The organism is Streptomyces sp. NPDC048584 (assembly GCF_043199595.1).
GTDB classification, from domain to species: Bacteria; Actinomycetota; Actinomycetes; order Streptomycetales; family Streptomycetaceae; genus Streptomyces; species Streptomyces edwardsiae.
The window spans coordinates 361,152-384,160 of the sequence record NZ_JBICWF010000007.1 but is presented as its reverse complement, the minus strand read 5'-3'; the positions used below and the strand labels follow the sequence as shown (position 1 = coordinate 384,160).

The following is a 23,009-nucleotide window of genomic DNA, read 5'->3' as shown; positions in this document are numbered from 1 at the left end:
GCGGAACGGCAGAGACAGCCGCGGCGGACCTACCGGGGCGTGGTGCGGGCCCGGAGGTGTGCGCGTTCTCCTTGGTGGCCGAGGAGGCTGAGAATTTCGACGGGGTATGCGTCGGCGTTGCCGAACCAGTGGGGGGTGCGGGTGTCGAATTCCGCGGCCTCCCCGGGGCCCATCACCAGGTCGTTGTCGCCCAGCACCAGGCGCAAACGGCCGTCGAGGACGTAGATCCATTCATAGCCCTCGTGGCTGGCCTGCTCCGGTTCGGGAGAGCGTGTCTTCGGCGAGATGATCAATTTATAGGCCTGCAGACTTCCCGCACGGCGGGTGAGCGGGAGCATGGTCATGCCGTGGCGGGTGACGGGCCGCAGGTGCAGGCGGGGGTCACCCGTCTGCGGTGCGCCGATGAGCCGGCCGATGTCCACGCGTAGCTCCCGGGCCAGGGGCAGGAGCAGTTCGAGGGTGGGGCGGCGCTGACCCGACTCCAGGCGCGAGAGCGTGCTGAGTGAGATCCCGGTGGCCTCGGCCAGGGCTGTCAGGGAGAGGCCGCGCTGAGTGCGCAGCCCTTTCAGGCGGGGGCCGACCGCGGCCATCGTCGACTGTGTTTCCTCGTCCATACCTCCAACCTTGCCACGGCAGCAAGGAACCTTGCGTGTCGTCATGGACGGCCTGACTGTGGTGGCAGGCGCCCGCCAGGGGCCGCGAGACCGTCACCCGCACCACCCGCCCCCGCACTGCCACGACACCGTGCTGACCGCCCAGCGCACCCGGTAACCCCACTCACCAACAGCCGATAACGGACAGAGACGAGCACTTTCGTGCACCACGATTTCGCCCAGCAGACCGCCCTGGTCACGGGTGCCACCGCCGGCATCGGACGAGCCACCGCCCTGGCCCTGGCCGCCCGCGGCGCCGACCTCATCGTCCACGGCCGCGACGAACAGCGTGCCGCCGACACCCTCGACCGCGTTGAGGCACTGGGCGCAACCGCCCGCTTCGAGCCCGCCGACCTGTCCGACCCCGCGCAGGTCACCGCGCTGACCGAACGCGTCGGACAGGTCGACATCCTGATCAACAACGCGGGCATCTTCCACTTCGCCCGCACCGCCGACACCACCCCCGCCACCTTCGACGCGCACATCGCCATCAACCTTCGTGCCCCCTACCTCCTCGTCCAGGCACTCGCCCCCGCAATGGCCGAGCGCGGACACGGCGCCGTCATCAACGTCAGCAGCGGCGCTGCCGACGCCCCCGGCCTCGGCAGCGGCATCTACGGAGCCACCAAAGCGGCCCTGGAGTCCCTCACCCGCGTTTGGGCCGCCGAATACGGACCCGCCGGAGTCCGCGTCAACGCCGTCGCCGCCGGCCCGACCCGCACCGAAGGCACCGCGGCCTACGGCGACGCCTTCAGGTCCGCAGGACGAGCCGTAGCCCTCCAGCGCCTCGCCGAGCCCGAGGAAATCGCAGGGGCCATCGCCTTCATGGCCTCCCCCGACGCCAGCTACGTGAACGGCGCCACCCTCAGCGCCATGGGCGGCCAGCCCGCCCTCGGGTGACCCGGTCCTGTCCGAGGTCGGGCGGGCGCGAGCGGACCGTGGTCTCAGGTCAGGACCAGCCAGCGGTGGCCGTCGATCAGCTCTCGGGCCGCGTCGAGGTGGCCGGCGTGGCACGCGGTCTCGGTGATGACATGCAGCAGGACGTCGCGCAGGGTGTGCAGGTGCGGTTCACCGAACAGGTCGTGGGGCCACCAGGCCAACGCTGCGTCGGCAGGGGTGGCGGTGATGACGGCATCGGCGAGTTCCGTCTCCCGCCGGTATCGGCCGAGCACGTCAGTGGCGGGCACTTCCGGGGGCACCTTCCAGGCTTCGTCTCCGCTCGCCAGGCAGCGGACGGCCTCCGCGTCCCCGGCGACGACCGCGCGGAACCAGAACCGCTCCACATCCAGCGCGAGATGCTGGACCATGCCCAGGCAGTGCCATCCGGAAGGCAGCACGGACCGTCGCAGATCCTTCGGGTCGAGCCCGTCGAGGATGCCGAGAACGTGCCGCCGCTGTCCGACCAGGACCCGGTGAAGCGCCCTGACCTCGCTGTCGGGAGTCGTGTCGCTCAGACTTTCAGTCACGACCACCCAGGATCCCCGAACCTGCGCGGGCGCGCGGAGAGTTGCCCGATATCCGGGACACAGAGCCGCCTGAGACGACCTCGATCGGTCGGTCCTTGGGAGCTCGTGACGACGCCGTCATGAGCACGCCGGTCTCCGTCGGTCTCGTGCCCGGCCGGCGGACCCGGTCGTGGACGAGGGACGGTATGCCGTCTCCCCCGGCGGGGCCGACGAGCGTGCGTTCGCCTACCAGTCGTCCTCGGCCGGTTCGGTGTCCCGGGCGGACCCTCCATAGGCCAGGTCGACCAGGCTCCCGCGGAGATGCAGGGCCTCTCGGAACCAGATCGCGCCGGCCAGGATCCAGCTCAGCTCGTTGAGGATGCCACTCGACTCGAACCGCCGGATCAGGATGCCGACCGCTCCGGCGCAGTCGCTGGCGGGAGTACCGTGGACGTCCACCCGTTCGGACTCGTCGGCATGGACGCTCTCGCAGTGTATGTACCTCGTCATCGCACAGGCCGCGCCCGCGACGTCGTCCAGCAACTCGTGCATGAGAGCACTCCAACGCGGCAGTTCGCCGCACACGGGGCAGGATTTCCCACGCCCATAGCCGCGAAGGGACTCGTACCCGAGAGCTGCGCGCACCCGCGTGCACAGCTCCTCCTCCACCGCGTCCCAGTTCCGGCGGTTCTCATCGAGTGCGGGCCACCGGCGGGCCATCCACTCGTACGGCACCCCCGCCGCACGTTCGACGATGTTGTGGCGACCGTTGATGATGTTCCAGATGACGGTGTTCGACACCGCCTCGGCACCTGGCCGGTTTGCTCCTGACCTGGCGATGGCCAGCATGGATTTCGACAGAGCTCGGTAGGCGTCCTCCGCGTCGGCCCTGCCGGGGACGGCTCCCGGCCCGGCTCCCAGCATGAGCCCGTTGTTGACGACCCCCATCGCCATGTCGCTGCTGAGGTCGCTGTATCCGTTGAGCGTCTGCGATATCGCCAGATCGTCGAGCGACCGCTCATCGGCGTCGTAGGTCGAGGCGAGGTGTGGCAGACACGTGTCGACTGCCAGGATCAGCTTCCGCTCCCCACAACTCAGTTGCCCGTACCGAGGCATCGCCACGGGGCCTCCTCTGCGGGCACCCGGGTACTTCTGCGTGACCTCCAGGAAGCTGTTCCACACACCGATCAGTGCGACCATGACCGCCGTCTCGCGAAGTGGCTCGACCGACGCCCAGGCCCGGAGGTTGTCGCGGATGGACGTGGCGGTGGCTCCGCCATCCGGCCCGGCGAGTGCGAGGTTCTCGATGTGTATGTCGTCCAGATAACCGAACACCTCGGTGAGCGCGCTCTCCCGTCGGCTCTCGTTCACCAGCCATCTGGACGCCGGCATGACGGTGAACGACGGGACCGCGTAGACGCGGGATGTCATGGCACCTTGGAACCCCCACTCCTGGACGGCGCGCGCCCAGAGCCCTCCCTCGGCCCTGGGCGGTCGGCCCTTGCCGGCGTTCCGTGCCCGCGCGTCGACGCCGAGAGCCCGAACCGACCGCATCAAGGGTGAGTCGGCGATCAGGACGCGAAAGGTGTCCCAGTCCTGCGCCGGCATCGTCTCGGGATAGTGCGTGTCCGCCCACGCCCACAGACAGGGGGATCCGTCGTCGCATCCGCACGGCCGTTCCGGAGCCGTCCTGGGCGCTCGGACACCTTCCTGCGCGCGCAACCACCGTGCGGAGCCCGACCAGGCCCGACATCGTTGCGCCCCACCTGCGTCGTCTGCGGTGAAGCGGCCCGTGGGCCGCGCGGCAGTGTGCTCCGGTTCGTGGAGCACAGCCCCCAGCAGGGCGTAAGCGGCCCGCTCGACCGCCCTGGCCAGGCCGTCACCGTGCGGGTCGACCGAGTGGTCCACGCGCAGACTCGCGGCCAGATCCCCCAGGCACCGCCGCCAGTCGTCCTCGGTGCCGACGGCCTGCGGATCCGTCCAGGATCGAGGCCCCGCATCGCTCCCCCTCAACGAGTCGGTGTCGCCCAGCAGGGACCGCCATGCTTCCGGAGACCGCACGACGCCGGGGTAGCGGATCGACACGCGGCCGGCCCGCTCGACGCCGGAGGAGCCCACGCGGACGAGTGATCGCCGAGGTCCTCTGAACTCCTGCACACTCCATACTCCGCCGCCACCCGCCGGGCCGGCCGGAAGTCCGTCCCGCACCCGACTGGCCGCTATTGCCCGGTACTCGGCGACACTGCGCGGCATAGGTGTGTCCGCGGTGCTCGGCGCCTTCGACTCGGCTCCCTCTTCCTGGTTCGCCATCGTCCTGCGTCGCGCGGTCATTCTCCTTCCCTTTCCCACGCGCTTCCTTCGGCGGAATCCCGCCCTACGGGCCGCTCGCCGCGAGCTGTCACGCGCAGGCGCAGCCCGCGGGGCGTCAGGGATGCCTTGACGGACGGCCGCAGCGGTTCGTCGGTGACGGGCGCGAGCCTCCAGCGGGAGACGACGGTGCCCAGGGCCAGCGTCGCCTGGGTGAGCGCGAACCGGTCTCCCATGCACTTGCGCGCGCCTGCGGAGAAGGGGAGGTAGGAGTCCTGCACCACCGAGGCGTCACGCCACCGGTCCGGGACGAAGGACTGAGCCCGCTCGTAGAGATCGGCACGCCGGTGAATGGCGTACGGGCTGAAGGCGACGATCGTCCCCTCGGGAAGAACGTAGCCGTCCAGGTCGGCGTCCGCGGACGTCACCCGGGTCAGCATCCACACGGCGGGGTACAGGCGAAGTGTCTCCTTGATCACGTTGCCTGTTGTCTCAAGCTCCCCGAGATGCGAGAAATCCAGTCGGGACCCGGACCGTACAGCCTCCACCTCCCGGTGCACCTGCCGTTCCACCTCCTGGTTCTGGGACAGCAGGTGCATCGCCCATGACAAGGTGGCGGCCGTGGTCTCGGTCCCGGCAAGCAGGAAGGTGAGGACTTCGTCGATGAGCTCCGTCTCCGTGCGGCCGGGTGAGCCGTCCGGACCTGTGGCACCGCACAGCGCGGACAGCAGATCACCGTGGTCGGACTCATCGGCTCGCCGAGCGGCCACGATGCTGCCGACCGTGCTCCGGAGGCGCTCGATCGCACGCGTGTAGTCGCGGTTTCCTCTGCTGGGAAGCCGGTTGAGCAAGGGTGGCGTGATCATCCGCCGGAAGAATCCCGTCATCAGGACGAGGAAGTCATCCGTGATCTGCGACGCCGTCGCGCGGGGCAGCGAGTCGGTGAACAGCGTTCGTACGGTCACTTCGACGGTGAGCGCCATCATTTCGCCCACCACGTCGAGCACTTGGCCGTCGCGCCAGCCGCTCGCCATGTCGTCGGCCAGTTCGGTCATGACGGCCGCGTAGCCGGCCATCCGGTTCGGATGGAACGCGGGCTGGGACAGGCGGCGCAGTCGCCGATGGTCGTGGTGAGGGCAGGTGATGAGGCCGTTGCCGAGAGCCTCTCGGCCACGTTCGAAGAGCGGTCCCCCCTTGTCGAAGACCCGGTCGTCGAGCAGGACTTGGCGGATCAGAGCGGGATCGCAGACGACTACGACGTTCTTGGTTCCCATGTCCATGCGCACCAGCGGGCCGTGACCGGTCAGTGACGAGACGAAGGCCAGTGGATCTCGAACCAGCGGCCCTGCGTGCCCGAGCAGCGGATTGCCTCCGGGGGCCCGGGGAATGTCCTGGATCGTGGGCATGGCTCTCTCCTTGCCTTGCGGCCTGACGGCAGAGGTGGATGACCGCCCGGTCGACGGGCGGTGCGCTCGCCCAGGCGACCGTTCACGAGGGCACGAGCAGCGCAGGCGATCTGTAGGGAACGCTGCCTACACAAACCTATGCATGCCGACGCTCCAGATTCAATACCGAACGTTCTATCTCTCACTCTCGCAACCGACGGCACCCATGTGGCCCGCCGACACCTCCCGCGGCGGCGACACGACCACCCTCATGAGACAGAACGTTCTCCATTGACCATGTCGGAAGCGTCTGCCAGAGTGACAGGTAGAACGTTCGTTACCCGACTGTCCCGGCGATAGGCGCGAGCCGGTGCCCACCCGGAACCAGTCGCGCGAAGCGACCACAGCCACGACCTCCGAGAGGCAGGACGCATCATGAGACTCCGTGCCCTGTGGCGCACCGCCGTCACCACCGGCGCCTTCCTTCTGCTCGGAGCCACAACGGCCCCTGGCAGGGCCTGGGGGCCAGGAAGCGATCTCCGTTTTCGCGATCGGGTCCCCTCCCTCTACGCGGCGCGTGGACGGACTCCTCCCACCGGCCCATGAGTGGTCGTTCAGGCGCTCGGCTCTCGCGCCCGCAGGACACACCCGCTTCGCAGCCGCCTTTACAACCCTCCGAACTCGTCTGTGCCCAAAGCGTGTTGGCGTGTCCGGTGGCGCGGGGTACAGGTGGGCCCGGTGTACGGTCGCGACTGCGGTGGCCTGCTCACCGGCCTCCTGCCGGAAGCCAGGCGGCCGAGAGTCTCCGCGCGCGAGCACTCCGGAACGGGCACGCCGACGGCAAGGGCGTCCTGCACGACCCCGAGTACGGCTCGTACCGCACGGATCCCGGGACGGCCCGACCAGTCATGCCGAGCCCGCAGTTCCTCGACGGCGACGCGGTGGAAGGCGCGCAGAGTCGGCTCGCAGCCGGCTCCGGACACGTAACCGGTGGTTGTGGGCTCCATCAGAGGGACGGCGCACAGCCGTCAAGGTCGGCTGTGGGAGGCTTGAGTCGCCCCTCCTCACCGTCCTGCCGTTTCACGACAAGAGCAGAGGAAGGGCTTGGCCGCGGGGCCCTGGAGCGGTGCGACAACCTCGACGGAAGACGCACGACAACGATGAACGACACTCTCTCGGTGCACCTGAGCGGCGCGAACGCCTTCGGCGACTTCGCACGCGAGTGGCAGACCCGAATGGGCGAGACCTTCGCGCTGGCGCCCTTCAGCCCGGCGACCGTCGCCGGCTTCGGGGCACGGTCCCAGGGGTTCCGGCTGCGGGACGTGATGTTCAACCGCTTCGAGAGCGCGGCCTCCCTCCGAACGACCGGCCCACGGGTCGGGGCCGACGATCACGTACGCCTGTGGATCGTTCACCGCGGCATCTGGCGACTCGGAGAACCGGGCGGGGGAACCGAGCACACAGCCCCGGCCGGCCGCCTCCTGGTACAGACCGGGAAGTTGTCGCACTTCGCCGCGGCACCGCACAGCACCGTCCAGGTACTCGTGCTGCCCGCTGCCGAGATCCGGAGTGAACGAGGCAAGACGGCCTCCGGTTCGGTCGACTCCGCCGAGGTACGGCTGCTGACCGCGCACGCCACCACGGTGCGCCGGATGCTGGACGGCCTCGGGCCAGCCGGCGTCGACGCTGCTCGCGACACCCTCGCCGAGCTGGCCCGGGCCGTGGTCCGCGGCGGCCTCGACGACGTGGAGCCCCGGCTGTCGCCGGCGCTGGCGCAGGCCGCGCGGGACCTGGCCGACCGGCGGCTCACCGAACCCGCTCTCTCCCCCGCGGCTCTCGCGCGAGAACTGAACGTCTCCGTGCGTACCCTGCAACGAGCCTTCGCCAACGAAGGGCAGTCACTCAGCAGCTACATCCGGGATCGCCGCCTCGATGAGGCGCGCCGGGCGCTCATCACCCCGCACCGGCGTATGACCATCACGGAGATAGCCGCCCGCTGGCAGTTCGCCGACAGCGGTCATTTCGCCCGCGCCTTCCGCAACCGCTACGACCAGACCCCGAGCGACTACGTCGCATCCGCCGCTCCTCGTACGTAGGGCCCGCCGGCCGCCGACCGAACGGTGCCGTCCTCCACACGATGCTCACCGGCGCGATCGAGGCCGGTGCACGCAGAAGCGGCAGAAGCGCCTGACCGGCGTCGACGAGATGGTCGTCCCGCCGCCAGCAGGTCTAGCAGGTCGCGATCGGGGGCTGTCCGGCCGGCTCCTGGTGGACGTCCTGAAGGAGGTCCACCGGCATCCACCGACATCGAGCGAGTACGGCCCGGTGCTGTCACTGGACGATGTGATCGGGGCCAAGGTGCGAACTCTGGCCGACCGAGGCGCGGTGCGCGACCTGCTCGACGCCCACTCCGGGCCTGGGCTCTGGAGTGGGCAACCGATATCGGCGCTCGCCTGCGGGCGGAGGAAGAGCCCGAAGGCTTCCGATCGGCCCAGGGCGCCGTCCTTCAGCCCTGGTCCGACGACAGGCCGTGCCTGCGGTTCGGCGGTTGCCGCCGGCACACGGGGTCACCAGCGCCTGCCTTCCGGGTTCCTGGGTGGACGCCGGTCCGGCCGGGCACCCGTTCCGCATCCGCTCGGCCCGACTCCGCGTCCGGCAGGCGCGTCCGTGCCGGCCTCGTCACGACGAGTGCCTGGTCAGGCGGTCCCGGCGGCGAAAGGACCGCCGTGGCCGAAGGCGAGCCGCGCGAAGTTCTCGCCGATGCGGCGGTGTCCCGCGGGGTCCGGGTGGACCTCGTCGGGCAGCGGGAACTCCGCGTAGTCCTTCTCCCCATAGAGGTCGCTGCCGTCGAGATAGTGGAGATTCGGGTCCTCGGCCACCCGATCGGCGACGATCCGGGCGAGTTCCTCACGGATAACGGTGAGCGTCAGGCGTCCCGCGGCGCGTTCGGCGGGATCGCCGGTCGCCTTGAACTTCAGGGTGCCGTCCGCGAAGTCGGGCATGAGCGGGCCGGGCGTGTCCTCCTGGACCGGGCACCAGATGGGCGAGACGACCAGGAGCGGTGCGGTCGGGTGGCCTTCGCGGAGGGTGTCGAGGAAGCCGTGGACGGCGGGGCCGAAGGCACGCAGGCGCATCGCGTCCGTGTTGACGATGTTGATGCCGATCTTCAGGCTGATCAGGTCCGCCGGGGTGTCCCGCATCGTGCGGGCGGTGAACGGATCGAGCAGCGCGCTGCCGCCGAACCCGAGGTTGATGAGTTCCACTCCCCCCTCGGCCGCGGCCAGGGCGGGCCAGATGCCGGTCGGATGGGTCGCGTTGGAGCCGTGGCTGATGGAGCTGCCGTGGTGCAGCCACACCCGGCGTCCGCCGTCGTGCGCGGGTTGGACGGGGGCGTTGGTACGCAGGGCGATCAGCTCGGTGATCTCCGTGTGCGGGAGCCAGATCTCGATGTCCTTGCCGTATGCCGGCAGGTCGGTGAAGCGGGCGGTGCCGACGGACCCCTCTTGCAGCTCGGAGGTCTGGGTGGTCATGTCAGTGATCATGCGGACGTTGCCGCCGGGCACGGTGGCCTGGCCGGCGAGGCGGCCGTCGACCAGCAGGTCGTAAACGCCGTCCGCAGGGGCCGGGAAGCCTCGGTAGGCGCGTTTGGTGGGCAGGGTGTCCAGTTCGACGACGGTGGCCGTGGTGCGGAAAGCGAGCCGCACGCCGGACGGCTGGGCCTCCGCCAGGGTCAGCTGCTCGTCGGGGATCTGCCGGCGTGCCGGTGCGGGCAGCCGGTGCGGGAGCAGGCCGTGCGCGGTCGGCTCCAGGTCGAGGAAGCCGCGCAGGAGGTCCGCGGTGATGGGGGTGGTGGTCCAGTCGTGCTCGGTGTTCATGGTTCTTGGCCTGTCGGTCGAGGTGTGCGGGGTGTTCGGGCTCGTCAGCGTGAGGTACGGCGGTCCAGTCGGCACCCGGGTGGGGTGACCGTGCCGGTCAGGAGGCGCTGTGAAGGCGCAGCAGGGCGTCCAGCGAGTCCAGGGTCCAGAGCCAGGACTCCTGTGCGTCGACGTCGGTGTGGCTGAAGCCCCCCGCCAGTTCCAGGCTGATGTAGCCGTGGAAGACGCCGCCGAGCATCCGGACCGCGTGTGTCTGGTCCGGTTCCGCCAGCCGGTAGGCCCGCAGGAGGGCGCGTGTCATCTGGGCGTGACGGACTCCGGCGCTGGCGGCCGCCGTCTCGGAGTCGAGCCTGAGCCGAGTGGCGTCGTAGCGCCCGGGGTGTTCCCGGGCGTAGTCGCGGTAGGCGCCCGCGAAGGCGACGAGGGCGTCCTTGCCTGCCCGGCCGGCCAGGGCGTCGGAGGCCCGGTCGGCGAGTTCTTCCAGGGCGTACAGGGCGATCCGGGTCTTGAGGTCCTGTGAGCTCCTCACATGCGAGTACAGGCTCGCGGCCTTGACCTCGAACCGTCGGGCGAGCGCTGAGACGGTCACCTGGTCGAAGCCGGCCTCGTCTGCCAGTTCCGCCCCTGCCCGGGTCAGGCGCTGCGGCGTCAGCCCCACTCGTGCCATAGCCGTCCTTCCGTTGACCTACATCTATATTGAACTTGTCTATAGCCTTTAGGCAAATTAGCCTGCCCTATATGAAGGCACTGACCGAGCAAGAGATCCGCACGTCGTTCGTGAACTGCACCAAGGGTGAGGCGAAGCGCCTGTCCGTCCCCCGGGACCTGGCCGAGCGTCCTTGGGACGACCTGGACTTCCTCGGATGGCGTGACCCCCAGGCGCCCGACCGTGCCTACCTCGTCACCGAGATCGACGGCCGGCCGACGGCGCTCACCCTGCGTAGCAGCGGTGCCGCTTCCTGGCAGACACGGCGCAGCATGTGCTCGATGTGCATGACCACGCACACCGGGGGCGTCTCCCTCATGGTGGCCGCGAAGAAGGGCAAGGCAGGACAGCAGGGCAACACCGTGGGCGCCTACATATGCAGCGACCTCGCCTGCTCGCTGTACCTGCGGGGCAAGAAGGACGTGGGCATGGGCGCGCAGCTCCACGAGACGCTCACCCTGGAGGAGAAGATCCAGCGGACGGCCTCGAACCTCACCGCGTTCATCGCCAGGGTCACCTCCTGAAGAGACCGGGCACGCGACTGCGCGCCCCGGGCACGGCGCCGCCACCCCAGGGCGGACAGCCGGTCGTCGACCGGTGCCGCACCGGCCGCAGGTCGCCCGACCACTCGTCGACCATCTGCGGCAAACCAGGCAGCGACGGCGCCGGGCATCCGGTCAGGGCTCGCCGTGCTCCGAGGCGTCCGGCGTGAGCCGGGGTACGAGCCGTCAGCCGCGCACACACTCCTCGATCACCGCGGCAACGTGGGTCGTGGCAGGGGAATTGCGGCCGGCCCGGCGGACCAGGAGAAGGTCAACTGTCTCGGGGTCCGCCAACGGCACGTACGTCACCCCTTCCAGGCTGAGACTCTGCACCGAATGGGGAACGAGGGCCACACCGTGTCCCGCCGCGACGAACACCACCAACGTCGCCGTCTCGCTGACCTCTACCAAGGGAGAGGGCTCGAAGCCGGCGCGTCGGCACGCCGCCAGTACCCGGTCGTACATCGAGGAACGCGCCTGCGAGGGATGGATCACGAACGGCTCGTCGGCCAGCTCCCCCAGAGCCACGACACGGCGACTCGCAAGCGCATGGTGGGACGGCAGCACCGCCACGAGAGGCTCGGAGCGCAGGGACGTGACGCGGACGCCCTCACCCGGCGACGCTTCCCGGACGACCACGAGGTCGTACGTGTCGTCGAGCAGCCCCTCGACGAGACGAGGGGCGAGGACCTCCCCGTGCAGGTCCATGGCGACTCCGGGGAGCTGCGCTCTCACCGTGCGGGCGACGCGCGGCAGCACCTCGTAGGTTGCCGTGCCGATGAACCCGACGGAGACGCGGCCCGCCCGCCCCGCTGCCAGCTCGTGCAGGTGGGCGCGCGCGCGTTCCTCCCCTCCGACGAGCGTCCGGGCGTGATCGGCGAGTTGCCGACCGGCTTCCGTCAGTGCGACGTGCCGTGTGGTCCGGTTGAACAGGGCGATCCCCAGCTCGCCCTCCAGCTGCTTGATCTGCTGGGACAGGGCCGGTTGCGCCACGTGCAGGCGGGTGGCGGCGCGTCCGAAATGACACTCCTCGGCGACGGCGAGGAAGTACCGGAGCTGACGAATCTCCATGACCCTTTTATAACATGCCCTTATCAATCTATAAGAATTAAGTGTTGGACGCGATGAACCGAGCGTTCCTACGGTGAGGGGGTGACCGAAAGCTATGTATACGCGGCGGCAAGAACGCCCTTCGGACGGTACGCCGGTGCCCTGGCGGAGGTGAGGCCCGACGACCTCGCCGCTCGGGCCATCAGCGGGGTCCTCGCCAAGACACCCACGCTCGACCCCGCTGACATCGGCGACGTCGTCTGGGGCAATGCGAACGGCGCCGGTGAGGACAACCGCAACCTGGGGCGGATGGCCGCCTTGCTGGCGGGCCTTCCCACCTCGGTTCCCGCCACGACGGTGAACCGCCTGTGCGGATCCTCGCTCGACGCGGCCATCATCGCCTCACGTGCCATCGAGTCGGGCGACGTGGACATCGTGCTCTGCGGCGGAGCCGAGTCGATGAGCCGGGCGCCCTGGGTCCTGCCCAAGCCCGCGCGCGGGTTCCCCGCGGGGGACGTCACCGCGGTGTCGACCACACTGGGATGGCGCCTGGTCAACCAGCGGATGCCGAAGGAGTGGACCGTTTCCCTGGGGGAGGCGAACGAACAGCTCGCCGACCGTTTCGGCATTCCCCGCGAACGCCAGGACGCCTTCGCGGTCCGCTCCCACACGCTGGCCGACCGGGCATGGACTGCGGGTTTCTACGACGATCTGGTCGTGCCGGTCGACACGGGAGCCGGCGGCACCGCCGTCCACCGGGACGAGGGGATCCGTCTCGGCTCCACCGTCGAGAAACTCGCCGGGCTCAAGCCCGCCTTCCGGCCCGACGGTGTTATCACGGCCGGCAACGCCTCCCCTCTCAACGACGGTGCGTCGGCCGTGCTGCTCGGGTCCGCCGACTCCGCCGCCCGCATCGGCACCACGCCTCTCGCGCGGATCGCCGGCCGCGCGGCGACCGCGCTCGACCCGCAGATGTTCGGATTCGCCCCGGTGGAAGCCGCCGACCGAGCGCTCAGGAACGCAGGCGTCCCCTGGGCCGATGTCGCCGCGGTCGAGCTCAACGAGGCGTTCGCAGTGCAGTCGTTGGCCTGCATGGACGCATGGGGAGTCGACCCGGACATCGTCAACACCAAGGGCGGGGCCATCGCGATAGGCCACCCCCTGGGCGCATCCGGAGGCCGGATCCTGGGCACCCTCGCCCATCGGCTCCGTGAGTCCGGTGACCGGTGGGGCGTCGCGGCCCTGTGCATCGGTGTCGGTCAGGGCCTCGCCGTCGTACTGGAGAACGTGACAGGGGGCAGGGGATGAGCACGCGACTGTGCGCCGACGCGGACGAGGCGGTCGCCGGGATCCGGGACGGCTCGACCGTACTGATCGGAGGGTTCGGCATGGCAGGCATGCCGGTGACTCTGATCGACGCGCTCCTCGCACAGGGCGCCGGCGACTTGACCGTGGTGTCCAACAACGCCGGCAATGGGGACACCGGACTCGCCGCCCTGCTCGCCGCGGGACGCGTCCGCAAGGTGATCTGCTCCTTCCCGCGCCAGGCGGACTCGTATGTGTTCGACGGGCTGTACCGGGCGGGGAGGATCGAGTTGGAGGTCGTCCCTCAGGGCAACCTGGCTGAACGGATCAGGGCGGCGGGCGCGGGCATCGGGGCCTTCTTCTGTCCCACCGCGGTGGGCACCCTCCTCTCGGAGGGCAAGGAGACCCGGGAGATCGACGGGCGCACCTACGTACTGGAGTACCCGATCAGGGGCGACGTGGCGCTCATCGGTGCCTACCGCTCCGACCGCATGGGCAATCTCGTCTACCGCAAGACCGCCCGCAACTTCGGACCGGTCATGGCGACGGCGGCGACCACGGTGATCGCGCAGGTACGCGAGATCGTCGAGACCGGTGAGCTCGATCCGGAGACCGTGGTCACCCCCAGCATCTATGTCGACCGAGTGGTGCAGGAGGTGGATCGGGCATGAACCCGGCCATGCGCACATCGCACAGGAACACCCCGCTGGACAAGCACGAGATCGCGGCCGTGGTGGCCGGGCAGATCCCCGACGGCGCGTTCGTGAACCTCGGCATAGGTCAGCCGACACTCGTCGCCGACCACCTGCCACCGGGCTCCGGTGTCGTGCTGCACACCGAGAACGGCATGCTCAACATGGGACCCGCCGCCCAGGGGAGCGAGGTCGACCCCGATCTGACCAACGCCGGGAAGGTACCCGTCACCGAGCTGCCCGGGGCGGCGTACTTCCATCACGCGGACTCCTTCGCCATGATGCGCGGCGGGCACCTGGACATCTGCGTGCTGGGCGCCTATCAGGTCTCCGCCGGGGGTGACCTGGCGAACTGGCACACCGGGGCACCCGATGCCATCCCCGCCGTCGGCGGGGCCATGGATCTGGCGATCGGCGCCAAGCAGGTGTTCGTGGTGATGACCCTCTTCACCAAGGACGGCACGCCCAAGCTGGTGCGCGAATGCAGCTGTCCCCTCACCGGCCTCGGCTGCGTCGACCGGGTCTACACCGACCTCGCGGTCTTCGACATCTCGCCCCGGGGTGTCGCCGTCACGCACACCTTCGGCACCACCTTCGACGAACTCGCCGCACGACTGGACGTACCTCTGCTGGACGACACCAAGCCGTGAGACACGAAGTCCTCACCGGACCGCTGCGGTCGACGCGCGTTCGATCAGATGGGGACTCTGGGGAACCACGACTCTGCGTGGTTCCCCTCCGGCGGCCATGTCCAGGGCGAGTTCGACCGCCTGGATTCCGAGTTCCTTGACGGGGAGAGCCACGGTCGTGAGCGGCGGTGTGAGGAAGCCGGCCAGATCGTCGTCGTGCAGCGCGATGATCGAGAGCTGTTCGGGAACCGCGAGGCCCATCGCCTGGGCAGCCGCGAGTGCGCCCACTCCCATGGGGAACGTCGCCGCGAAGATCGCCGTCGGGCGGTTGGCCTCAGCCGCCAGAAGCCGCTGTGCACCGCTGAAGCCGGCAGCGTAGTCGCGCCCTTCGAGCGAGACGGCGAGCGCCTCGGCCCCTGCCCGGCGAATCGCCTCCCGGTACCCGTGCCGGCGCCGGACCATGGTGTCGAGGGACGGCGGGCCGAAAACGCCGCCGATCCGCCGGTGGCCGAGATCCGCCAGACGCTGCACCGCGAGCGCCGCCGCGTCGCCGTCGCGCAGCACCACACTGGCTTTCACGGCCCGCACCTGCCGGTTCAGGAGTACCACCCGGTGCGGCGCCCACTCGGCGAGCCGGCGCAGGGCCTTGTCCTCGATGCGCCCGGAGGCCACGAGCATCGCGTCCACGCGTCCCTGCATCAGCATGTTCGTGATCGTCTCGTGCGGGTCGCCCGCCGCGTGTGTTCCCAGTACCAGGCCGTAGCTCCTCGCGGCGGCATGTTCTTCCACGCTCTTCGCGAGGGCCGTGTACATCGGGCTGGTGAAGCCGGGCAGCAACAGCCCGAGTGTGGTCGTGCGCGCGTTGCGCAGCCCCCGGGCCGCCACGTTGGCGGTGTATCCCAGTGCTTCCGCCGTCTCCAGAATGCGGCTGCGTGTCTCGGCCGAGGCGAAGCCCCGTGGATCATCGCGCAGGACGCGCGAGACCAGGCTGGTGTGGACGCCCACAGCCGCGGCGACGTCCGCCAGGGTGGGCCTTCGGGGTCCGGTCGGCTTACGGTCTGCGGTCATCGTTGCCTCCGTTGCGGCTCTATGGCGTCCGACCTGATGAATTTTTTATATCAAACGATTGACTGAGATGTAACACGCTTCTAGCGTCTGCCGTACCCAAAAGCGCGAAACCCTGCCATGAGGCAGCGAACAGGAGAGGCCACAGTGACCGGGACCAACGCGAGCATGACTCATTTCGAGCGCCCCTCGTCGCAGTTCAAGGAGTACAAGGACCGCTACGAGACCATCGACATGGAGCGCACGTCCGATGGCGTTCTGACGATGCGGTTCCACACCGGCGGCGGCCCTCTCCAGTGGAGCCTCCAGGCCCACTACGAATTCGAGGACGCTTTCGCGCAGGTAGGACGGGACCGCGACAATGACGTCATCATTCTGACGGGCACGGGCGACGCCTTCAGCGGTCCCGCGATCGAGCCGGGTTCCCACCCGAACCGCAACAGCATGACTCCGTCGCACTACGACCCGATCCTGTGGGAGGGCAAGCACCTGCTTCCCAATCTCCTCTCGATCGAGGCGCCGGTCATCGCCGCGATCAACGGCCCCGCGGTGCGGCACGCCGAGATCCCGCTGCTGTCGGACATCGTGCTCGCGACCGATTCCACGTACTTCCAGGACACCGCCCATTTCGCCGGCGGGATGGTCCCCGGAGACGGCATGCACATCGTCATGCCGCTGCTGATGGGGCCCACGCGCGGCCGGTACTTCCTGTACACGGGGCAGAAGATCGAGGCTGCCGAGGCCAAGGACCTCGGCCTGGTCAACGAGATCCTTCCCGAGGACCAGCTCCTGGACCGGGCCCGGGAACTGGCCGCGGAGCTGCTGAAGCAGCCCCGGCTCGTCCGCCGCTACACGCGCACCGTTGTGACCGAGACCCTGCGGGGGCAGATGCACGGTCTCCTCGGTTACGGTCTGGCGCTCGAAGGCCTGGCCCGTATGCGCGAGAACTAGCGCGCACCACATCAACGACCGAGCGGACTTGAAATCAGGAGCGGATGATGGCCTCCAGTTGGAACAAGTTTTATCGCGGCTACGTCGAGGAGCCCAGCCTGGTGGAGGTGGGCGACGGCATTTACGCCTATCTCCACCATGACGGCAGCTGGGGGCTCAACAACTCCGGTTTCGTCCACTCGGGCCATGAACTCGCGGTGATCGACACCGCGCTCACCGAAGACCGCACCCGCCTGTTCCGTGAGGCGATGACGCGCAGGTCCGGCGTGGAAAAGCCTCAGGTACTGATCAATACGCACCACCACAGTGATCACACCTTCGGGAATTCGGTTTTCGACGATGCCTGTATTGTCGCCCACCGCCTCTGCCGGGACGCCGTGGTCAAGCAAGGGCTCAAGCCCACGGACCAGGACCCGATCGTTCCGTGGGGATCTCTGAAGGTCCGCCCCCCGCAGCTCCTCTTCGACGAGAAGCTGGAACTGTATGTCGGCGATCACCGGGCCGAGCTCCTCTTCGTCGGCCCGGCCCACACCAACAACGACATCGTGGTCTGGCTGCCCGAGGAACGCGTGCTGTTCGCCGGGGACGTCCTCTTCCACGACGCGACACCCATCACCCACGGCGGCTCCACCGCGGGATCGGTGCGGGCACTCAACACCATGAAGGCCCTCGATCCGCGCGTCATCGTCCCGGGCCACGGCACGGTCTGCGGTCCCGAGGTGCTCGACCAGTGGCTCGGTTACTTCTCCTTCATCACCGACACGGCGGCCGGGGCCCTGGACGCCGGCCTGTCCGTGCTCGACGCCGCCCGGCAGCAGGACCTCGGCGAATATGCCGAGTGGCAGCATCCGGAGCGCTTCGTGCTGAACCTGCACCGGGCCTACGAGGAACTCAAGAACGGACCGGAAGCGGCCTTCGTCGACGAGGCAGCGGCATTCGACGACATGCTGCGGCTCAACCCCTCCTCCTACGGCCACCGCATCATCAAGGACCGTGAGGCCTACATCGACCCGTGCTCCTCGATCGAGCGGGGCGACGCGCCCGTCCGTGCCCCGGAAGCGTGAGAGCCGTGAGCACCATCGCCAGGGTCCTCCCGGAGAACGCACCGACACGCGCGGAGATCGAACGCGCGCGATGGCCGAAGTACGACGCCTTCGCCTTCATCAGCGGGGGCGCCACATACCTGGATGACATCGAACCCGCCGGCACACTGCACATGGCGGTCGTACGAAGCCCTGTGGCCCACGGCGAACTCCTGGGCGTCGACGTCGGTCCGGCTCTCGCCATGGACGGCGTGGTGGCCGCCATCGACGGCCGGGAGGCCGCCCGGCACCTGGCTCCGATGCCCTATCTGCAGAACCCCGAGGACATCGAGGCCCGCACGTTCAGTGTGCCGGCGCTCGCGGTGGACGAACTGCGGTGGCTCGGTGAACCCGTTGCCGTGGTCGTCGCCGAGTCAGCGCCCCTCGCCCAGGCCGCCGCCGCCGCGGTGCACGTGCACTACGAGGAACTCCGGCCGGTCCTGGACCTCGACGAGCTGACCACGGATCCGTCCGTCGCCGAGCAGCAGTTCGCCGATCTCGTCCTGGCGGCCAACGACTTCACCCGGGGCGACACCGGCGACGCGTTCGCGTCGGCGCCGCACTCCCTTCAGAGCACCATGCGGATCGCACGCAGCAGCACGGCGCCGATGGAACCGCGAGGCTACCTCGCTTCCTGGGACGCCGACGGCCGGCTGACCGTGCACGCCTCCCACCAGCAGCCGTTCCAGCTGCGCTGGGAGCTCGCAACAATGCTCCAGATCCCCGAGGACGCGATTCGCGTCGTTGTACCCCAGGTGGGTGGATCGTTCGGTCTGAAGATGACCGGATTCGGAGAAGAGCCCCTCGTCTGTCTCCTCAGCAAGCTGACCGGCCGACCGGTCAAGTTCGTCGAGAGCAGGGCTGAGTGCTTCCTCGGGGGAGGCCGCGAACAGATCCACCGCGCCGCGGTCGCCTTCGACGACCAGGGCCGCCTCCTCGCCCTGCGCGACCACATCACCATCCCGGTCGGCGCCGCCTCGACGTCGCCAGGCTGGCGCATGGCCTACGTGACGGCGGCCACCTTCCCCAGCGCCTACGACATTCCGGCCGTGGAGATCCGTTCTCGCGTCCTTCTGACGAACCGGCCTCCCTGGCACTCTTGTCGCGGCTACGGCAAGGACACCGCCATCGTGGTCATCGAGCGACTCGTGGACATGGTCGCCTCATACCTCGGCCTCGATCCCGCCGAAGTGCGCCGGCGCAACCTGCTGCCGAGCGACCGGCTGCCTCACCGTCTGCCCTCGGGCTACCTCATCGACAGCGGTGACTTCGGCGCGCTCCTCGACCGCGCGCTCGCCCTGGCCGACCACCAGCCGGCGAAGGATCCCCGCGTCACGGCTCCGGAGGGCGACGTGGTCGAAGGCGTCGGCATCGCCTTCGAGATCACCCCCGAAGGCGGAGGCCATCCCTCAGGCCCGCTGCGCACGGCAGCACGTCCCACGGCCCCGGTTCCCGAGACCGCCACCGTCTCGGTGAACGCCGAAGGCCGTGTCGAGGTGCGCAGCAGCGTCACCAATCCGGGGGGAGGCAATGACACCTCGCTCGCCCAACTCGCCGCTGACGAACTGGGCACCACCCGCGCGATGGTCACGGTCGTCCAAGGGGACACCGACCGCGTCCCGCCCGGGACCGGCCATGCCAGCAGCAGGGCGACGGCCGTGGGCGGGGCCGCCGTCGTCCTGGCGGCGCGGGACGTCGCGAGCCGGCTGCGCGTGCGGGCGGCCGAACGGACCGGCGCCCGCCCCGACGAGATCGTGTTCGTCGACGGACGGGTCGAGGCGGCCCGTCGTCCCGTCATGACCCTCGCCGACCTCTGCTCCGATCTGCACTCCACCTCCGGTGCGGCCGCCCTGATCGCCACCCGCTCGTACGTCCCGCACACGCAGCAGGGCCTCAACGACAGCGAGGAGTACCGCTACACGTACCCGTACGTCTCCAGCGGCGTGTACGTGGCGCGAGTGCTCGTCGATCTGGCCACGGGGAAGACCACGATCACCGCCCTGGTCGCGGTGCACGACTGTGGACGCGTGATCAACCCCACCCTCGTGGAGGGGCAGATGCACGGCGCCATGGCCACGGGGGCCGGCCTGGCCCTTTTCGAGGAGAGCCTCTCCGACGATGACGGCAGCCCTCTCACCAGCACCTTCAAGCACTACCTGCTGCCACGTGCCAACGACCTGCCGAGCATGGTCGTCGAGCACATCGAGACTCCGTCGCCCCACACCCTGCTCGGTGCCAAGGGCGCCGGTGAAGCAGGGGTGGGCGGCACGATGGCCGCGGTACTCAACGCCGTGACGAACGCGCTCGGCCCCGGCTGCCCGCCCCCGACGGCGCTGCCCCTGACCCCGCCCCGGGTCCTCGACCTGCTCGCCCACGCGCACGGGGGTGTCGCGCCATGAGAAGCCGGCAGATCGTCAGGCCTCGCACCGTCACCGAAGCCACGACCGCGCTGGCGGAGGTGGAGGCAAAGGGCGGCCGTGCACTCGTCGTCGGCGGTGGCACGATCGCTGTCCCCCAACTCATCCGACTCGAAGTGGATCCCACTGACATCGTCGACCTGGGTGACCTGGAGATCCCCCGTATGTGGCACGACGAGAACACGGTCCGTCTCGGCCCCGCCGCCAGCTACCAGTCACTCCTCGACACACCGGGTGCCGAGCGGTACATGCCCCTCCTCCACCTGATGGCGAAGGGGATCACAGGGGGAATCCAGATCCGCAGCCAGGGCACGGTCATCGGGTCGCTGGTCTGCGCCCGCCCGTACTCGGACGCTCCGGCGGTCCTCGTCGCCCATGCCGCCCACGTCACGCTCTCCTCATCGCGCGGCACACGCACGATGCCGGCCGAGCAGTTCCTCACCGGCCCCGAACATCCGGACCTGCGTCCCGACGAACTGGTCACCGAGGTCATCCTCCCGCTCCGCCCCGAGGCCGTGTCGCACGGCTACTACAAGCTCAAGTTCGCAGAGTCCTCCTGGCCCGTCGTGACCTGTGCCTGCACGGTCCTGGCAGACGGAACGGCCGAACTCACCCTCGGCGGGGTCCGGGGAGTGCCCTGGAAGATCCATGTGTCCGGCAGCGTGGCGAACGATCCGCGACAGCTGCGGGACACCTTGGAAGACCGCATGTCCGCCTTCGCCGAGGACGACTTCTGGGCGGACATCCGAGCGGACGGCGCGTACCGGCGCCGCGTCGCTGCCACCGTCGCGTCGCGCGCATCGCGGCACGCCTTCGCGCGGCTCCCCTCAGGAATGGAGCAACCATGAGCAGCGAGGAAGTCGCCTTCACCCTCAACGGCAAGCCCGCTCGCGCCGAAATCGACGGCGCCGAAACGTTGGTCGACTCGCTGCGCGGCAGCTGTGGCGTCGCCGGTGTGAGGGTGGGGTGCCGAAACGGCGACTGCGGCAGCTGCACGGCCATGGTCGACGACGAGTGCGTCAAGACCTGCCTCATGCTCGCCGGCCGAGCGGGCGGGTCCGAGATCGTCACCCTCGAAGGCCTTGGAACCCTGGACCGTCCCCACCCGGTCCAGGTCGCTTTCATGGAGCAGTACGCGTTCCAGTGCGGTTTCTGCCTCCCGGGCATGGTCTTCTCGACGATCAGTCTGCTTGCGCGGATCCCGCACCCGGACGAGACGGAGATCCGGGACGCACTCAGCGGAAACCTGTGCCGGTGCACCGGTTACGCGAACATCGTCAAGGCCGTCCAGCGCGCCGCCGAAATGGCCGCCGCAGGCGATCAACAAAGTTTCTGAAACCGCCTTTCCCCTCATATGGCCGGCAGGACCCGTAGCGGTGATCACTGCCATCGTTTCATTTCCATATGAGGGCGGACGGTGAGTGTCAGATGCATCAGCACCGTGCAGGAGCAGAAAAAGCGCAGTACCACCCGCATGCCGGAAAGACGAATAGTTCCGATTCCGGCGAACTCCCGAAAGATGGGGCCAGGAACATGCAGACCCTAGAGACCACAGTGCGTGAGAAAGAGAAAGTCACCCGCCCGCAGTTCCTTGCGTGGCTCACCGCGTTCGCGGGGTGGCTGTTCGACTACTACGAGATCGCGCTCATGACCTTCCTGATCGTGCCGATCGCAGCGGATTTCGGACTCTCGTCGCAGCAGACCGCACTCCTGCTCTCGCTCCAACTGCTGGGCATAGCGGTCGGAGGCGTCGTTTTCGGGTACCTCGGAGACCGGATCGGGCGCCGTCGCGTCCTGATGATCACCATCGTGATCTTTGGCGTGTTCACGCTGGCCCGCGCCTTCGTGACCGACTACAACATGCTCGTCGCATTCGGCATACTCGCCGCCATCGGACTGGGCGGCGAATTCGGGGTGGGGCAGTCCCTCGTCTCGGAAGCCATGCCGGCGAGCAAGCGTGGCTGGTGGGGAGCCGCCCTCTACAGCGGGGTGGGACTCGGGCTGGCTCTGGCCGCCCTGGTCGGCGGATATCTTCTTCCCGCCATCGGCTGGCGCTGGGTCTTCGCCGTGTCGTGTCTGCCGATCCTCCTGGCGATCCTCGCACGGTTCGCTGTCCCGGAGTCCGACGAGTGGGAAGCGCAGTCTCGAGGCGAACGCGTTGCGACCGACTGGAAGCTGGTTCGCTCGAAGCTCTTCCTCAAGCCTTTCTTCCTCTGCCTCACGGCTTGCGCGATCGAGTTCTTCGCCTTCTACGGCGTCGCGGCTCTCCTGCCCAAATACCTCATCGAGGTGCAGGGTTTCAGCTTCGGCAAGGCTGCCTGGTGGACGGTGACCGTCGGTCTGTCGATCTTCCTGGGATCGGTCACCTGCGGCTTCCTCGCCGACCGCATCGGACGCCGTCTCACCTGGTGCGTGATGGCGTCCATTGCCGCCATCGGGAGCGTCCTGCTGGGCATCGTCCTGAAAACGGACGCCCAGGGTTTCCTGAGCCTGCCGCCGATCTTCATCATGTACTTCGGCACCGGTGTTGCCGCGGCCTTCGGCCTGGTCTTCTCCGAACAGTTCCCGACCCGGGTCCGTTCGCTGGGCGTCGGCAGTTCCCTGCAGCTCGGGCGAGGGCTCTCGTTCTTCCCGCCTCTCATCGCCGCGGCCGTCTATCCGGTGTACGGATACGCGATCCTCGTCTTCTCGGGAGCCGCCCTCTTCGCCATCCTCGCCGTCCTGGGATGGGCGTTCAAGGAGGGACGCGGACGGGCCATGGCTGATATCGAGGCTGACTTCGTCACCAGTTGACAGCGCAGTCGTTCGGTTGCGGCACCGAGGGGAGCTGCCGCAAACGAACACCGACTGCACCCACGATGACGAGACCACTCAGGCAGCGGCCCGCGTGAGAACAGGAAGACCG

Annotated in this window: 20 protein-coding genes; 12 read left to right on the top strand and 8 right to left on the bottom strand. The window is 68.9% G+C overall.

What is annotated here, in order from left to right:
* Positions 1 to 29: 29 nt before the first annotated feature.
* Positions 30 to 614, bottom strand: coding sequence for an XRE family transcriptional regulator (locus ACGFR9_RS18440; protein ID WP_311641154.1), 585 nt, complete (start codon positions 612 to 614; stop codon positions 30 to 32).
* A 201-nt stretch (positions 615 to 815) separates the two neighbouring features.
* Here ACGFR9_RS18440 and ACGFR9_RS18435 point away from each other — a divergent pair, with 201 nt between their 5' ends.
* Entirely contained in the window at positions 816 to 1,553 is a 738-nt protein-coding gene (locus ACGFR9_RS18435; RefSeq protein WP_393209421.1) for an SDR family NAD(P)-dependent oxidoreductase, read from the top strand.
* Positions 1,554 to 1,597: 44 nt separating this feature from the next.
* Here ACGFR9_RS18435 and ACGFR9_RS18430 read toward each other — a convergent pair whose 3' ends face one another.
* The 3 genes from ACGFR9_RS18430 to ACGFR9_RS18420 all read right to left on the bottom strand — a co-directional run bounded on the left by ACGFR9_RS18430 (position 1,598) and on the right by ACGFR9_RS18420 (position 5,811).
* Entirely contained in the window at positions 1,598 to 2,119 is a 522-nt protein-coding gene (locus ACGFR9_RS18430) for a DinB family protein (RefSeq protein ID WP_393209418.1), read from the bottom strand.
* A gap of 225 nt (positions 2,120 to 2,344) precedes the next feature.
* Complete coding sequence (locus ACGFR9_RS18425) at positions 2,345 to 3,529, bottom strand: hypothetical protein (RefSeq protein WP_393209415.1); 1,185 nt, start codon at positions 3,527 to 3,529, stop codon at positions 2,345 to 2,347.
* A gap of 896 nt (positions 3,530 to 4,425) precedes the next feature.
* Positions 4,426 to 5,811, bottom strand: coding sequence for a cytochrome P450 (locus ACGFR9_RS18420; protein WP_393209412.1), 1,386 nt, complete (start codon positions 5,809 to 5,811; stop codon positions 4,426 to 4,428).
* Between the two features lie 1,139 nt (positions 5,812 to 6,950).
* Between ACGFR9_RS18420 and ACGFR9_RS18415 the strand changes: the two genes are divergently transcribed.
* Positions 6,951 to 7,886, top strand: a complete 936-nt coding sequence (locus ACGFR9_RS18415; protein ID WP_393209409.1) for a helix-turn-helix domain-containing protein — start codon at positions 6,951 to 6,953, stop codon at positions 7,884 to 7,886.
* Positions 7,887 to 8,486: 600 nt separating this feature from the next.
* Here ACGFR9_RS18415 and ACGFR9_RS18410 read toward each other — a convergent pair.
* Positions 8,487 to 9,665: a GDSL-type esterase/lipase family protein gene (locus tag ACGFR9_RS18410; protein WP_393209406.1), complete on the bottom strand. Its 1,179-nt coding sequence runs from the start codon at positions 9,663 to 9,665 to the stop codon at positions 8,487 to 8,489.
* A gap of 97 nt (positions 9,666 to 9,762) precedes the next feature.
* Positions 9,763 to 10,332, bottom strand: a complete 570-nt coding sequence (locus ACGFR9_RS18405; protein WP_393209403.1) for a TetR/AcrR family transcriptional regulator — start codon at positions 10,330 to 10,332, stop codon at positions 9,763 to 9,765.
* Positions 10,333 to 10,403: 71 nt separating this feature from the next.
* On the opposite strand from ACGFR9_RS18405, the gene ACGFR9_RS18400 reads away from it, so the two are divergent.
* Positions 10,404 to 10,895 (top strand): FBP domain-containing protein, encoded by a 492-nt coding sequence (locus ACGFR9_RS18400; protein ID WP_393209400.1) that lies wholly within the window; start codon positions 10,404 to 10,406, stop codon positions 10,893 to 10,895.
* Positions 10,896 to 11,099: 204 nt separating this feature from the next.
* Here the strand turns inward: ACGFR9_RS18400 and ACGFR9_RS18395 are convergent, their stop codons facing one another.
* Positions 11,100 to 11,984: a LysR substrate-binding domain-containing protein gene (locus ACGFR9_RS18395; protein ID WP_393209397.1), complete on the bottom strand. Its 885-nt coding sequence runs from the start codon at positions 11,982 to 11,984 to the stop codon at positions 11,100 to 11,102.
* A gap of 81 nt (positions 11,985 to 12,065) precedes the next feature.
* Here ACGFR9_RS18395 and ACGFR9_RS18390 point away from each other — a divergent pair, with 81 nt between their 5' ends.
* The 3 genes from ACGFR9_RS18390 to ACGFR9_RS18380 are packed head-to-tail and all read left to right on the top strand — an operon-like array spanning position 12,066 to position 14,610.
* Entirely contained in the window at positions 12,066 to 13,271 is a 1,206-nt protein-coding gene (locus ACGFR9_RS18390) for a thiolase family protein (RefSeq protein ID WP_393209394.1), read from the top strand.
* Positions 13,268 to 13,939 (top strand): 3-oxoacid CoA-transferase subunit A, encoded by a 672-nt coding sequence (locus ACGFR9_RS18385; protein ID WP_393209391.1) that lies wholly within the window; start codon positions 13,268 to 13,270, stop codon positions 13,937 to 13,939. The genes ACGFR9_RS18390 and ACGFR9_RS18385 overlap by 4 nt, the downstream gene beginning before the upstream one ends.
* 8 nt (positions 13,940 to 13,947) lie before the next feature.
* Positions 13,948 to 14,610, top strand: coding sequence for a 3-oxoacid CoA-transferase subunit B (locus ACGFR9_RS18380; protein WP_393209388.1), 663 nt, complete (start codon positions 13,948 to 13,950; stop codon positions 14,608 to 14,610).
* 12 nt (positions 14,611 to 14,622) lie between these two features.
* Here ACGFR9_RS18380 and ACGFR9_RS18375 read toward each other — a convergent pair whose 3' ends face one another.
* Positions 14,623 to 15,657 (bottom strand): LacI family DNA-binding transcriptional regulator, encoded by a 1,035-nt coding sequence (locus ACGFR9_RS18375; RefSeq protein ID WP_393209385.1) that lies wholly within the window; start codon positions 15,655 to 15,657, stop codon positions 14,623 to 14,625.
* 165 nt (positions 15,658 to 15,822) lie between these two features.
* On the opposite strand from ACGFR9_RS18375, the gene ACGFR9_RS18370 reads away from it, so the two are divergent.
* From ACGFR9_RS18370 to ACGFR9_RS18345, 6 genes are all read left to right on the top strand, one after another.
* Positions 15,823 to 16,605 (top strand): enoyl-CoA hydratase/isomerase family protein, encoded by a 783-nt coding sequence (locus ACGFR9_RS18370; RefSeq protein WP_393209382.1) that lies wholly within the window; start codon positions 15,823 to 15,825, stop codon positions 16,603 to 16,605.
* Between the two features lie 47 nt (positions 16,606 to 16,652).
* Positions 16,653 to 17,669 (top strand): MBL fold metallo-hydrolase, encoded by a 1,017-nt coding sequence (locus tag ACGFR9_RS18365; RefSeq protein WP_393209379.1) that lies wholly within the window; start codon positions 16,653 to 16,655, stop codon positions 17,667 to 17,669.
* 5 nt (positions 17,670 to 17,674) lie between these two features.
* Complete coding sequence (locus ACGFR9_RS18360) at positions 17,675 to 20,086, top strand: xanthine dehydrogenase family protein molybdopterin-binding subunit (RefSeq protein ID WP_393209376.1); 2,412 nt, start codon at positions 17,675 to 17,677, stop codon at positions 20,084 to 20,086.
* Positions 20,083 to 20,952, top strand: coding sequence for an FAD binding domain-containing protein (locus ACGFR9_RS18355; RefSeq protein WP_393209373.1), 870 nt, complete (start codon positions 20,083 to 20,085; stop codon positions 20,950 to 20,952). Before ACGFR9_RS18360 ends, ACGFR9_RS18355 begins: the two co-directional genes overlap by 4 nt.
* A complete protein-coding gene (locus ACGFR9_RS18350) occupies positions 20,949 to 21,440 on the top strand; it encodes a (2Fe-2S)-binding protein (RefSeq protein ID WP_393209370.1) in 492 nt (163 codons plus the stop codon). The genes ACGFR9_RS18355 and ACGFR9_RS18350 overlap by 4 nt, the downstream gene beginning before the upstream one ends.
* A gap of 197 nt (positions 21,441 to 21,637) precedes the next feature.
* A complete protein-coding gene (locus ACGFR9_RS18345; RefSeq protein WP_393209367.1) occupies positions 21,638 to 22,897 on the top strand; it encodes an MFS transporter in 1,260 nt (419 codons plus the stop codon).
* Positions 22,898 to 23,009: the final 112 nt, after the last annotated feature.